This is a genomic window from Methanothermobacter sp. CaT2, assembly GCF_000828575.1.
Lineage (GTDB): Archaea > Methanobacteriota > Methanobacteria > Methanobacteriales > Methanothermobacteraceae > Methanothermobacter.
In genome coordinates, this window is record NZ_AP011952.1 from 1,097,018 (window position 1) to 1,109,728 (window position 12,711).

General features: G+C 50.3%; 14 protein-coding genes. 2 read left to right on the forward strand and 12 right to left on the reverse strand.

The window, feature by feature from the left end; all coding sequences use genetic code 11:
- Window positions 1-8: 8 nt before the first annotated feature.
- From MTCT_RS05595 to MTCT_RS05605, 3 genes are read right to left on the reverse strand one after another with little or no spacing between them, the layout of a single operon-like run.
- Entirely contained in the window at window positions 9-1,013 is a 1,005-nt protein-coding gene (locus MTCT_RS05595; protein WP_048175771.1) for an AI-2E family transporter, read from the reverse strand.
- 13 nt (window positions 1,014-1,026) lie between these two features.
- On the reverse strand, window positions 1,027-1,827 hold the full coding sequence (locus tag MTCT_RS05600; RefSeq protein WP_084126333.1) for a dihydroorotate dehydrogenase electron transfer subunit: 801 nt from the start codon (window positions 1,825-1,827) through the stop codon (window positions 1,027-1,029).
- Between the two features lie 4 nt (window positions 1,828-1,831).
- Window positions 1,832-2,734: a dihydroorotate dehydrogenase gene (locus tag MTCT_RS05605; protein WP_048175772.1), complete on the reverse strand. Its 903-nt coding sequence runs from the start codon at window positions 2,732-2,734 to the stop codon at window positions 1,832-1,834.
- A 54-nt stretch (window positions 2,735-2,788) separates the two neighbouring features.
- On the opposite strand from MTCT_RS05605, the gene MTCT_RS05610 reads away from it, so the two are divergent.
- Together MTCT_RS05610 and MTCT_RS05615 are read left to right on the forward strand one after the other, a co-directional pair.
- On the forward strand, window positions 2,789-3,901 hold the full coding sequence (locus MTCT_RS05610; protein ID WP_048175773.1) for an NOP5/NOP56 family protein: 1,113 nt from the start codon (window positions 2,789-2,791) through the stop codon (window positions 3,899-3,901).
- 10 nt (window positions 3,902-3,911) lie between these two features.
- Window positions 3,912-4,586 carry a fibrillarin-like rRNA/tRNA 2'-O-methyltransferase gene (locus MTCT_RS05615; RefSeq protein WP_084126245.1) on the forward strand — a complete coding sequence of 225 codons (675 nt, stop codon included), beginning with the start codon at window positions 3,912-3,914 and terminating at the stop codon, window positions 4,584-4,586.
- Between the two features lie 255 nt (window positions 4,587-4,841).
- Here the strand turns inward: MTCT_RS05615 and coaBC are convergent, their stop codons facing one another.
- The 9 genes from coaBC to MTCT_RS05660 form a co-directional block, all read right to left on the reverse strand.
- Window positions 4,842-6,002, reverse strand: a complete 1,161-nt coding sequence (gene coaBC, locus MTCT_RS05620) for a bifunctional phosphopantothenoylcysteine decarboxylase/phosphopantothenate--cysteine ligase CoaBC (RefSeq protein WP_048176644.1) — start codon at window positions 6,000-6,002, stop codon at window positions 4,842-4,844.
- A 10-nt stretch (window positions 6,003-6,012) separates the two neighbouring features.
- Window positions 6,013-6,510, reverse strand: coding sequence for a transcription elongation factor NusA (locus tag MTCT_RS05625; RefSeq protein WP_048060993.1), 498 nt, complete (start codon window positions 6,508-6,510; stop codon window positions 6,013-6,015).
- Between the two features lie 234 nt (window positions 6,511-6,744).
- Complete coding sequence (locus MTCT_RS05630) at window positions 6,745-7,272, reverse strand: PsbP-related protein (RefSeq protein ID WP_048175774.1); 528 nt, start codon at window positions 7,270-7,272, stop codon at window positions 6,745-6,747.
- Between the two features lie 13 nt (window positions 7,273-7,285).
- On the reverse strand, window positions 7,286-7,900 hold the full coding sequence (locus tag MTCT_RS05635; protein ID WP_231855272.1) for a hypothetical protein: 615 nt from the start codon (window positions 7,898-7,900) through the stop codon (window positions 7,286-7,288).
- 150 nt (window positions 7,901-8,050) lie between these two features.
- Complete coding sequence (gene pheA, locus MTCT_RS05640; RefSeq protein ID WP_369798277.1) at window positions 8,051-8,854, reverse strand: prephenate dehydratase; 804 nt, start codon at window positions 8,852-8,854, stop codon at window positions 8,051-8,053.
- A gap of 11 nt (window positions 8,855-8,865) precedes the next feature.
- Window positions 8,866-10,002, reverse strand: a complete 1,137-nt coding sequence (mthRnl, locus tag MTCT_RS05645; protein ID WP_048175777.1) for an ATP-dependent RNA/DNA ligase MthRnl — start codon at window positions 10,000-10,002, stop codon at window positions 8,866-8,868.
- Window positions 10,003-10,036: 34 nt separating this feature from the next.
- Entirely contained in the window at window positions 10,037-10,855 is an 819-nt protein-coding gene (locus tag MTCT_RS05650; RefSeq protein ID WP_048060996.1) for a CBS domain-containing protein, read from the reverse strand.
- A 9-nt stretch (window positions 10,856-10,864) separates the two neighbouring features.
- Window positions 10,865-11,701, reverse strand: a complete 837-nt coding sequence (locus tag MTCT_RS05655; RefSeq protein ID WP_048060997.1) for a CBS domain-containing protein — start codon at window positions 11,699-11,701, stop codon at window positions 10,865-10,867.
- 9 nt (window positions 11,702-11,710) lie between these two features.
- The gene (locus MTCT_RS05660; protein WP_048175778.1) at window positions 11,711-12,652 is read right to left on the reverse strand and encodes a CBS domain-containing protein; all 942 of its coding nucleotides are present in this window, start codon (window positions 12,650-12,652) and stop codon (window positions 11,711-11,713) included.
- Window positions 12,653-12,711 lie beyond the last annotated feature (59 nt).

Here is a 12,711-nt window from a genome sequence, read left to right on the forward strand (position 1 = left end):
TACAGCGCTTATTGCAGTTCCTCTCCACCTGACTCCATACGGTAGGCCTCAAGGGCTGCATATGCAAGACCAAGGACCAGTGGCCCCACAATGAAGCCTGCAACACCCCAGACCACAGGTCCTCCCAGAAATCCCACCAGGAATATCATGGGGTGGATATCCGCGTACTTACCGGATAGCTTGGGCCTCAGGTATATGTCAATGGTGCTGAGGAAGAGACCGAATATCAGGACAAGTACTCCCCTCAGGATGTTTCCTGTGACAAAGTCATAGATGGAGAGGGGTGTGTAGGCAGCCCATGGCCCTATCACAGGTATCAGCTGAAAGAGGCCCGTCATTATACCCAGGAGTATGGCGTAGGGGTATCCGAGAAGATGAAAGCCAACTGCAGCCATTAAACCTATTGCAAGGGCTGTCAGGAAGTGCCCATAGAATATGCTGAGGAGAACCCTCTCGGTCTCAGAGGCCATTCGCTCCATGAAGGGCCTTGTCTCCTCCGGTATCAGGGTCCTGATGTACCCCAAAAGTCTCTTACCATCCCTTGCAAAGTAGAAGGTTGATGAAAGGAATACGAAGAGCTGAAGGGATATCATTGGTACAGACTGGAGGATGGCCACGACATAGTTGAGTGAACCACTTAGGATGTCCCTCAGAACCGTTCTCAGGCTTGCAAGTGTGTTCTCCGCCGAGGGCTGTAGATTTCCGGCCCCGGGTACGTGGATGCTCCCTGCGAGTGAAAGGAGAGATGGGGTTGAATTTATTATGGAATCAACTGTGAACACCAGGATACCCACCAGTGGCATTATAACCACAATCATTGCAAGGATGATGGATACCGAGAGGTAGGGTATCCTCCGGTTTATCCTCAGGGCCACGGGCCTTACAATGTAGGCGAATACGGCTCCAAGGAATAGCATGGTCCAGAGGGGGTATACCACAATTGCTGAGAGAAGTAAAAGGGCCATCACAGGGAATGACGCCGATGTCAGTGCACCCCTCAGTCTCTCTATCATGTTACCACCAGATTCACCAGGGCACTCTCCTGCCAGCCGGGTCCCGCCTGTAACGGCCAAACTCCCTTACTCTGGATAGTTCCTGACTCCAGAATACAGGTCCCTCTGCACATACCCTGAAGCCGGTATCATCAAGACAGCACTGGCCACAGATACCCACAGCGCACTTCATGTATCTCTCAAGGGAGAGCTGGGCCGGGACAGACCTCTCATCAAGTATCCTCATAACCTGAAACATCATGGGTTCCGGGCCGCAGACAGCAGCCATGTCATGGTTCCCCTCAAGTGTGAGGAGACGTTCATGGGCAAATCCCTTAAACCCGCAGGAACCATCATCCGTGCACGTACTGATATTCACGCCGGCAGCCTCAAGCCTGTCCAGGAAGAGGAGCTCATCTGCTGTCCTTGCAGCCACAAGGGCATCCACACGCATACCCCTTGCGGTGGCCTCATCTGCCAGGGCTGCCAGGGGCGCCATCCCTATCCCGCCCCCCACCAGGAGGAGGTCCCTTCCCATGAGCTCAAATCCCCTGCCATAGGGTCCCCTGATACCCAGAAGGTCGCCCTCACTGAGTCCATGGACCCTGCCTGTGAATTCACCCACCCTTCTTATGGATATCCCTATCTCAGATCTCACAGGGTCGATGAGGGAGACAGACATGGGTTTCTCGTCCCTGAAATCCCAGACCATGACGAACTGTCCCGGTCTAACCTCCCGTCTGAAGTCCCAGCTGAATATGAAGGTCTTCACGCTTTCAGATTCCTCAACTATCCTCTTAATCTCAAGAACCTCTGGAACATTCATGGAATCCATCTCCCTAATCATGTGCCAGCCCCACCATCTCATCCACCGATGAGAATCCTTCGGCCATCATGAAGGCCTCAAGGCCCCTGCATATCTTCATGAAAACCTCGGGGCCATCATACATTATGGCTGTTCCAACCTGAACAGCCCTTGCACCTGCAAAGAGGAACTCGACTGCATCCTGGAAGTCCCTGACACCTCCCACACCCATTATGGGGATATCCACGCTGCGGTAAACGTCATAGACGCATCTGACCGCGACGGGTTTTATTGCCGGGCCTGACATGCCTCCGAAGGCATTGGAGAGTATGGGCCTTGCGGTCTTTATATCGATCTTCATCCCGGGGCCAAGGGAGTTTATGAGGGTAAGGGCGTCTGAACCAGCCTCCTCAGCGCTCCCTGCTATCTCAACGATGTCTGTGACGTTTGGTGTGAGCTTCGTGGATACCGGGACGTCCACTGCATCCTTAACAGCAGAAACAACCCTGAAGGTCAGTTCAGGGTCCTGTCCGATTGAGGCTCCGCATCCTGCCATGGCGTGGGGGCAGGAGACGTTCAGTTCAATCATGTCAGCGTATTCCTCCACTGAAGCCGCTGCTGAGGCAAATTCCTCGGGTGAGGCTCCATAGACTGATGCTATCAGAGGTACCTCCTCATCCACCAGCTTCAGCTCCTCCCTGAATGCCTCAACACCTGGGTTTGAGAGTCCAATTGCGTTTATGACCCCGCCTGTGACCTCCACGGTTGTGGGATTTCTGTATCCAGGGTTGGGGTTGAGTGAGAAGGACTTGGTCACAACAGCCCCTGCACCCCCACGGTAAATCCTGTTAAGGGACGATGCCATGCTACCCATGACCCCTGCAGCCAGTATGGTCGGGTTCCGGAGTTCAATATTACATATGCTGGTCTCAAGCATGAAAAACACCTTCTGCTAAATATATTTATATCCGTCACCTATAGATGTACCCCTATGAAGTGTTATCTTACAGGTTGCATTGCAGGTCCTCTTGCCTTCAGTGAAGATCTGGAGCTCATAGATTATGAACCTTTCCCGGTTGATGAAATCCCCGGAAGGCTTGCTGAGTCACAGATGGGTGGTGTTTCACCGGAGGAGAGGATTATGCTCGAGAGGCTCACCCCTGAATACGATGAGGTTGTGGTTGAGGCCTCCCCCTCTCCGGAGTATGCCGGGTTCAGGAACCTCAGATTTGAGGTTCCAAGCAGGGCAGGCGTCCACCTCAGGGAGAACCTTGAGGACATCCTGGCAGAAATCCTTGATATGCCCGCCGGGGACTTCATACATGACGCCCTCATGTCGGTTGCACGTGAAAGGCTGAGGGAGTCCCTCCGGGAGACAGACAGGTTCATAATACAGTCCATAAATGCCCTTGATGAACTTGATGAGGAGACCGGGAAGCTCATAGAAAGGTTGAGAGAATGGTACTCCCTCCACTTCCCTGAACTCGACGGTATTAAGAGTCATGAACAGTACGTTGAGCTCATTGCAGAGTACGGTGACCGGGACCAGATACTGAAAAATTTCAGGATGGACGTTGATGAGAGTCTTGGCTCAGATATCACCTCCGAGGACCTCCACATCCTCAGGGGCCTTGCAGAGAGTATAAGGGGTCTTCAGAGGCTGAGGGAGGAGACAGAGAGGTACATTGACATCAAGATGGAGAAGCTTGCCCCCAACCTCAGGGCCCTTGCAGGGTCAAATGTTGGTGCGAGGCTCATTGCCCATGCCGGGGGATTGAGGGAACTTGCCATGCTACCATCCTCCACAATACAGGTCCTTGGAGCTGAGAAGGCCCTCTTCAGACACCTGAAATCCGGTGCAAAGCCACCGAAGCATGGGGTTATATTCCAGCACCCCTCGATAAGGTCATCCCCCTGGTGGATCAGGGGAAAGGTTGCAAGGCTGCTGGCGGGTAAGATAGCCATCGCAGTTAGAAAGGACGTTTTCAGCAGAGAATTTGATCCGGGAATAGTTGAATCATTCAATGAGAGGTTTGAAGCCATTAAAAGTGATAACCCGAAGCCCCCGGCAAGGAAGAAGGGTTTCAGAAGGAAGAGGAAATGATCGTGGGCAGGTGTATGCTGTGAAGGAAGTTAAGGGTATTGATGGTGTCTTTATCATGAACAACTCCCTCCTCACCATTAACCCCAACCCCGGTGTGAAGGTCTATGGTGAGAGGATCATTGAGTGGGGCGGCCGGGAGTACCGGGTCTGGGATCCCCGGCGCTCCAAGCTTGCTGCGGCCATACTTAACGGTCTGCGGGGTTTCAGTCTGAATTCAGACTCCAGGGTTCTCTATCTGGGTGCATCGGCCGGGACAACTGCCTCACACATATCTGATATCGTCACGGATGGGAGGGTCTACTGCATCGAATTCTCTCCCAGGATGATGCGGGAACTCCTGGGTGTGTGTGAATCCAGAAAAAACATGGCCCCCCTCCTTGAGGATGCCTCAAGACCCCTCAGTTACCTCAGGATGGTTGAGGCCGCTGATCTCGTGTACTGCGATGTTGCACAGCCTGACCAGACCAGGTTATTCACTGAGAATATGAATTGCTTCCTGAAGAGGGATGGTTATGGACTCATAATGATAAAGGCCCGGAGCATAGATGTTACAAGAAGTCCCAGAAAGATCTTCCGGGAGGAAGTAGGGAAGCTTGAGTCTTCTGGTTTCAGAATAATTGATCAGGTGGGTCTCAATCCCTACGAAAAGGATCATATGGCGGTTCTGGTTAAAAGGGATGTTTAGAAGAGCATATGATTTTTTGATATATTTTTAGTAAAAAAAGGTATATATTGGATTAATTACATAATTTCAATCCCAACTGCAGGCCATAATTTCACCTCCGGGTTATTGTTCACAATAACCTGGAGTTGAATTTTAATTTTTTGCGTTAATATCATGATGTAAAGGTGAGTTTTAATAATATTTAAAGCTGAGAGGGGATAGAACAGCCAGAACTGCGGTTAAACTGTTTCTAACCTAATAATATTTTTTCTAGTTCTATAATAACTGGTCCAGGCTGTCTCCAACCTTCCTTATCACTTCATCAATTATGATGGACGCAAGTTCATCCTTTTCCATAAGGGGAAGCTCGGTTACCATGTCTGAGACAATGATGGCCCGGTTCCTGTCTGAGCCAAAACCCCCAACGGACACGTCGTTGGCAACCACCATATCAACACCTGATTCCCTTATCTGTTTCCTTGCAGATTCCACCAGTGCCTCATCGTCCACATCATACTCTGCCTTGAATCCAACGATGAACGCTTCAGGATTAATCTCCCTTGCGATCCCTATTACCTTGGGGTTGGGTCTGAGTTCAACTGAAAACTCCTCTGAGGATGATATCTTTCTCTCAGTGTAGACCGGCTTGAAGTCAGCCACTGCAGCCGCAGATATGAATACATCGTGATCAGCAACGAGTTCCCTGACCCTTTCGGCCATCTCCTCTGCTGTCTCTGCCCGGAAGGATCTTAACTGTGGGGGTATCTCCACAGATACGGTGCCGGCCACAACCGTGACATCAGCGCCCTCTATGTAGGCCCTCCTTGCTATGGCGAGACCCATCTTCCCTGAACTCCTGTTTGTAATCCCTCTGACGGGGTCTATGGGTTCATAGGTCCCCCCAAGACTCACAAGGACCCTTTTACCCTGCAGTCTCTGTCTGGAGGTCTGTCTCATTGCCTCGAGTACTATGGTGTCAATGTCCGGGAACTTGGCCTTTCCCTCATCCATGCGGGGCTCAATAAAGATAACTCCCTCTTCCTTCAGCCTCATGATATTCTCGGCTGCGGCGGCATACATGGCCTCATGCATTGAGGGCACCATGACAATTGGGGTGCCCATGCCTGATGCTGTGAGGAGGAGGGACGATATGGGGTTATCAGCCAGCCTGTATGCCAGTTTACCTATAATGTTGGCTGTTGCCGGCGCCACAAGGATCAGGTCAGCGCCTGCGTATTTAACGTGCTCAATTTCCCCTGTAAGTTCCAGTACAGGTTTGCTTCCGGTTGCAAATTCCATTGCATAGGGGTGTATTATCCGGCAGGCGTCCTCGCTCATGAAGCACTTAACCTCGGCTCCCTGCCTCCCAAGCTCCCTTGCAAGCTTCACCGCCTCGATGGCTGCAACACTCCCTGTGACGCACAGTATGATCTCCATGGAATCCCCATCATGTATCATCTATAACTACAACCGTCTTCTCACCGGTCAGCATTTCTATTATATTATTGAGGGTTTCCAGTTTGCCAGGCACTCTCCTGGCATCCTCCCTCATGACCCTTATCTTGAAGCGTTCTTCCCCATCCTTCCCGAATACAATGTTGATCCCTGATATCCTTGCAGGTGCTAGAACATCCTCTGCAACTGATTTGAGGTCTGATTTCTCTCCAACAACCCGGACCTTCTTTCCTATGGCCCTTGATATTGCCTTCACAATTTTACCGCCCTTGCCTATGAGTTTACCGACCTCACCAGCTTCTGTGATTATTATAACTATCCCGTCAAGGTCTATGGCCCTTTTAAATCCCAGTTTACCTTCTCCAATCCTGTATAGAACCTTCGCAATCTCCAGTTCAGTTTGAGTTACCTCCCCTGTTTTAAGTTTATTTTCACAGCCCTGACATAAAATTCCGCTTTTAAGACAGACATCGCATATTGGCAATACCATTGCTTCTTCCTCCTTTTCTTTAGTGGTTACCGTGATTATCGTGAACAAGGTCACACTGTATAATCAAGGTTTAAAAAGCCATTAGCAGCCCTTAAACCTCTGGAGATAAAATAAAAAGAGCCCGTCTATTTATCACTGCAGCGACCCTATGGTTAATTAATTACTTTGATAAATATAAATTTATAGTTTTGGATGGCAAAAAAATAAGAAGGGATTTGGGGGCTGGTGTGAAAATCAGAGGAACCTCAGGGTCCTGACAATGAGGTCGAAGTTCCGGCTCTCGGCATCGAATTTATCTGCCGGAGCTGTGCAAAGTATCACATAGACCCTTCCATTGTTCTCTATCCATATTGCCCTCTGCTTTTTCTGTATTCCGCTGTCTGTGATGATGTAAAGGTTTTCGATTGCCTGGTAACTGCCTATGGTCGTGTTGGTCTCTGAGACTCTCCTGTAACTTGAATTTGTGAAAAGGGCTTCATAATTCGCCCTGTACATGTCGTAAAGGTTCCCCTTGAGGTCCTTTGACTGGATAACCACAGAGACCTGGGCAAGACCTGAGGAATCAACGGATGATGGGTCTCCAACCGCTGCAACTGTGTCATTGGCAAGTGAATTCGCTGTTACCCAGTCTGATGGATACTCAAATGAAACATTATTCCCTGTAAACGTTTTTGTCTGGTTTTCAGAGCCTGCATCCTCTGATGTGCAGCCGGATACAGACACAACCAGGACCATGAAAAGGATTAACATGTACCTCTTCATATCATTAACCTCGCTAGGGTGATGATGGCGGATTCTGAGTGCCGCCAGTGCCTCCTGTCCCCTGGTTATCCTGTGGCGTTGATGGTGTGGATGGCGTTGATGGCGTCTGTGGTGTGGATGGTGTCTGTGGTGTTGTGTTCTCCTGACTGAATGTTTTATTGGATGTTAAAGTTACATTCTTCACTGTGTCGTTGGAGGATGGGAAGGCGCTCTCATTCACCGTGACTGTCCCCGTGGCCGGAGTTTCTGGCTGAATATTCATGAAGTAAAGACCAAAGCCCGTGCCGAAGAGGAATGCCACCACAAGGACTATGGCCCCTATCAGGGACAGGTTCGGCCTCTTCCTCCTTCTGGTCTCATCTGTCCTGACATACCTTTCAATGAGCTCCTCTTTCTCTTTCCTGTCCTTCTTTATTCTTGACTCCTCCACCCAGTGGTCAAGGGGCTTTTCAGGAGTCTCCTGTCCCTGAAGCCTTCTTATGTTCTCCACTGCCTCCAGGGTTTCAAGTTCACGTGTGTACTGTTCCCTGAGTGATCTGTACTCCTTCTCTGAAATGCTTCCCTCTTCACGTTCCCTTTCAAGTTTCTTGAGCTGTCTCAGGATCATTTTCTTATCCTGACTAATCATCACCATCTCCTGAATTAAATCAGTGATAATAAACGGATCTATATTGTACTCACCAGTATATAAATTTACAGAGTGCCGCGCCACACCCTTAAAATGACCCGCCCATTGCTCTTACTCACGTTTTAATCTCCTTTGAGGGATCAGAATTAATCAATAATCAGTCATTTCAGGGTATGAACCCAGAATCTTGAAGAATGGGGTCCTATCAGATATACTCCTGAGTATGTCCATTACATGCGGGTCCTTCCGGTGTCCCTGGAAATCCACAAAGAATATGTACTTGCCAAGACCCCTCTTTGATGGGCGGGACTCTATCTTGGTGAGGTTGACTCCCGCATCTGCGAAGAAGCCCAGGATCTCATGGAGTCCCCCTGGTTTATCCTCTGATAGTGAGAAGACTATGGAGGTCTTATCCCTTCCTGTTGGTTCATGGTCACCCTCTGAAAGGACTATGAACCTTGTGAAGTTGGGGTCAAAGTCCTGGATGTTCTCTGCAATCACCTCGAGGCCATATATATCCGCAGCCCTTCTCGTTCCTATGGCCGCCCACTCCATCCTCCCCATTATGGTCCTTGCAGCTGCAGCCGTGCTTGGTGTTGAGTGTGTTGAGACCCCAAGTTTCTCCAGAAATCCTCTGCACTGTGCAAGGGACTGGGGATGGGAGTAGACCTCCCGGATCTCATTCATGGCGACACCCCTGTTAACGAGGAGGTTGTGCCTTACACGGAGTATTATCTCCCCCTCTATGCAGAGATCATATTCCCAGGCAAGGAGGTCAAGGGTGACCCCCACCGGGCCCTCTATTGAGTTTTCGATAGGTACAACACCCCTTGAGGCCACTCCAGTTGCCACTGCGTCCAGCACCTCGAGTATTGAGTCGAAGGGGATGAGTTCCTCACCGACCCTCCGGGCTGCCTCCTCTGTGAATGTCCCCTCAGGGCCCAGATAGGCTATGGGAAGAGATGTCAGTAGAGACCCCCCTTAAGGTAGTTGTTTATCCTGTCTGTTGTTGACTGATAGAATCGCCTTATGGTTGCCCTGCCGTCACGGTAATCTGCAAGGGTGGCTGAGACCCCTAGGCGGACAAGGTGACGTATGAATTCCTCTGCCGCCTCCCTGTCCTCAACGTCGATGACCGTGTCCTCATAGGCGGCCTCACCAGCTGATATGCTCTTTATCCTCTCAAGCATGGGGTATATTATTGCCTCCCCGAGGCGGCGTGCCCTTTCACGGGTTTCATCATCTGATTCATCGAGTTCATAGGCCTGGAAGCCCTCCCTTATGACTCTGCTGAAGAAGAAGGGTCTTCCGAAGTCGAAGGGATAGCTGAAGGCGTATGCGAGTTCACGTGCATGGGCCTGTGATGAGGTGTACTTCAGGGGAGGCACCTCCATGCTGGGGTCCTTCATAACCACACCCTCCCTTCCAGCCATTCCCAGGGCTCTTATTATATCCGCGACCTCACTGGCGGCCTCCTCAATGGGGTAGACCCCAAAGAGGCGCACATTAGGAAGTCCATAGGAATCCAGGAGCGCCCTCCTCTCTTCAACAGGGAGGGGTCTGTTCGTGTTCTTCTCCCTCAGATCGAATACCCTGAATCCGAGGGGTCCGACCTCAGGGTAGTCCTGTGAAACATAGGGGTTGTCCCTTCCAATCATCTCTCCACATATAACAAGGTCCGGGTGTTCCCTGAAGAATTCAGAAAGGTCAAGGAGCTCCTGGGCCTTTCGGGTGGTGAATGGGCAGACATGACCCCCCCTTGTGAGTGCAACGGTCTCTCCCGATGATAGGCATGCTATACGGACATTGTAGCCGTTCATCTTTTCCTCTACAGCAACCCTGTCCCTGAAGTGTTCCTGGATGGTGGGTGAGAGTAGCAGTGTCCTCCTTATCTTTGGAAATCCCCTTATGACCTCAGTTTCATCTCCAAGGTAGATCACCGTCCCTGCCTCCAGGTCCCCCAGGGACTTCTTGAAGAGGAGGGCCTGCATACCCGCAGATTCAAGTAGCCTCACGCTCCCCCGGGCAAATGCAACCTTCAACCTGGAGGATGGTACCCCTGTCCTTTCCTGGATCAAATCGAAGGGGATGTCACTGTTCATTGAATTCACTTGAGACGTCTTAAAAAAAGGAGGTTTAGAAGACACCCTCTATCTCAACTATGAGGTCAAGGATGTCTGTCTTCGTTACTATACCCTCAACTTCCTGTTTGATTACAGGGAATCCCCCGTAGCCTGTCTCCAGCATTAGTGATGCCACTTCAGTTACCGGAGTCTCCTCCTCAATGGTCCTCACGTTCTGTTTCATTATATCCTCCACGAGGAGGTTTCTTATCCTTGAGGGTTTGTGCCTGTCCGGGACGAGCTTTCTGAAGTTTATGACGGCCCTTGTCATGTCCCTGGCTGTGAGTATTCCTGCAAGTTCGTCCTCCTCCATGACCAGCAGGCGGCCTATGCCTGCGTCGATCATTATCCTCCTTGCATGGACGACCCTCTCTGCCGGGGACACCGTTATCATCTCTGTGCTCATGACATCGGCTGCAGTGTACTTCTCATAGGCCCTTCCCCTGCAGATGTCAAGGAGGTCTGATTTTGTGACTATACCCATGATTTCACCGTCATGGAGAACCGGAAGGCTTCCGATGTTGTTTTCGAGCATCACGCTTGCTGCGTTTCCGGCGTCCATGTCTGGCTCTGCGGTTATGAGTTCCGGTGTCATGACCGTTGAGACATGGAAGTGGGAGGGTGCCATGTTGCCGTACCTTGAGGATCCGAGCTTGAGTGCTATGTCCTTCTCGGTAACTATACCAACAAGTTCCCTCTCATGGTCGCTGTTGGTGTTTATAACGAGGAGCCTTGAGACGTTCCTTTTATCCATGAGTCTCAGGGCGTCACATATGTTCTGATCCTTATCGATGCAGACAGGATCCTCTGACATGATGTTTTTGATTATCATACTCTCCACCTACTGGATTCCGCTTATTATATCTGTTTTTGTTATTATACCCACCAGTTCATCGTCCTCAACCACTGGAAGGCCGCTTATACCGTTTTCAAGCATCATGGCTGCTGCGCTGGATGCATCCACAGATGGTTCCACCTTTATCACGTCCTCAGTCATTATGTCCCCTGCTGTTAGCATCGCGATGGTACGGACCCTTTTCTTCTCCTCTGAGGTTCTGCTTATGAAGTAGACCCTCTCGACGGGTATGCCCCTCTCAGGGTCCTCGAAGGTTGCGAATGAGAGGTTCTCTGAGGTTATTATCCCCTCAACTGCGCCGTTATCTGTTACGACCACCCTTGAGATGTTGTTCTCCTCCATGACGCCTATTACATGGGACAGTGTGTGGTTGGGTGTCACCGTTTTAACGTCCTCTGTCATGAGGTCCCTCACCTTCCATCTGCCGGCGCATCTGTCCTTGAAGAACCTGAGAAGGTCCTTCTTGGTTACTATGCCTGCAAGTTCCTCTCCATCCATTACAAGGAGGGACCCCACATTCTTCCTGAGCATGAGCTCCGCTGCATCCCGGGGGGTGTCATTAACATTCACGGTTACGGGGTTCTCTGTCATCACCCTCCTTATTGAGATCTTATCTATTGGTCTCCTCCTCCAGTCGGGGCCGTTAACCCGGAGTTTTCTGGTTATATCGGTCTCAGTCACTATGCCGACCGGTTTACCATCTGCATCAACAACCACGACCCTGCTTATCCCGTGTCTCAGCATGAGGTTCCTTGCATAGGCAACCTGCTGTGTCTCATCCATGACGATGACTTCATCTGTCATTATGCTCCCTATATCCACTGTAACCACCTACCCTGCTATTGCCCTCAGTAAGTCGCTTTCAGTTATTATTCCTGTCAGTTCCCCGTAGTCCACCACGGGAAGTCCTCCTATTCCATGTTTCTCCATGAGCTCACATACCCTTCCCAGGGGTGTTGTGGATGTTACCATGCAGACCTGTGTCTCCATGATCTCGTTTACAGGTGTTGAGAGGACCTCCTCGGCACTGTTGGTTTTCATTGCACTGAAGGCCTGGTTCCTTCCAAGGAACTCGAGTATGTCAGTGGATGTCACTATCCCGACAAGTTTTTCCTCCTCAGGGTGTGGAGTTTTTCTCTCCTCGCCAAGAACAGGTATCCTCCTTAGCCTGTTCCTCACCATTATCTTTGAGGCACCCTCTATGGGTGTTCCTGGTGTTGTGCTTATCACATTTGCTGTCATGTGCTCCTCTGTCACCTCGTCATTGAATACTCCTGCCATGAGAAGCACGAAGTCCCTCTCAGATACTATGCCTGCTATCTTCTCGTCATCATCAACGACTGGTAGTGCGCCGACGCTGTTCTCAAGCATCATGCTCACTGCATCTGCAATTGAGTCCCTGGTGGTTATGCTGATGACGTCCCGGGTCATGATGCTTTTAACGGGTTCGTTGACAGCTGCAAGGAAGTTATCATCATATTTTTTATCGATGATCTTGGATTTATCTCCCCCTCCTAAAAAGTCCAGGATATCCATGGCCGTGACTATCCCCTGGAGCTTACCTGTCCCGGGGTTTGTTATTGGAAGCCTCCTGAATTTGTTCTTAACCATTATCTCCGCTGCTTCTTTGATGGTGGCTGTCTGTGGTATGGAAATAACTTCCTTCCTGGCGATGGCCATCACATCGCCTTCATGGTCGAAGTTTCTGCTCTCGAATTCGACGGGACCACGGTCCCTAGACTTTACCAGGTTTATGGTGTCTTTTTTTCTCATTTACACACCTCTCTGGGAGATATACTTACATGAAGTAAGTATCGTTATTACTTAAAATA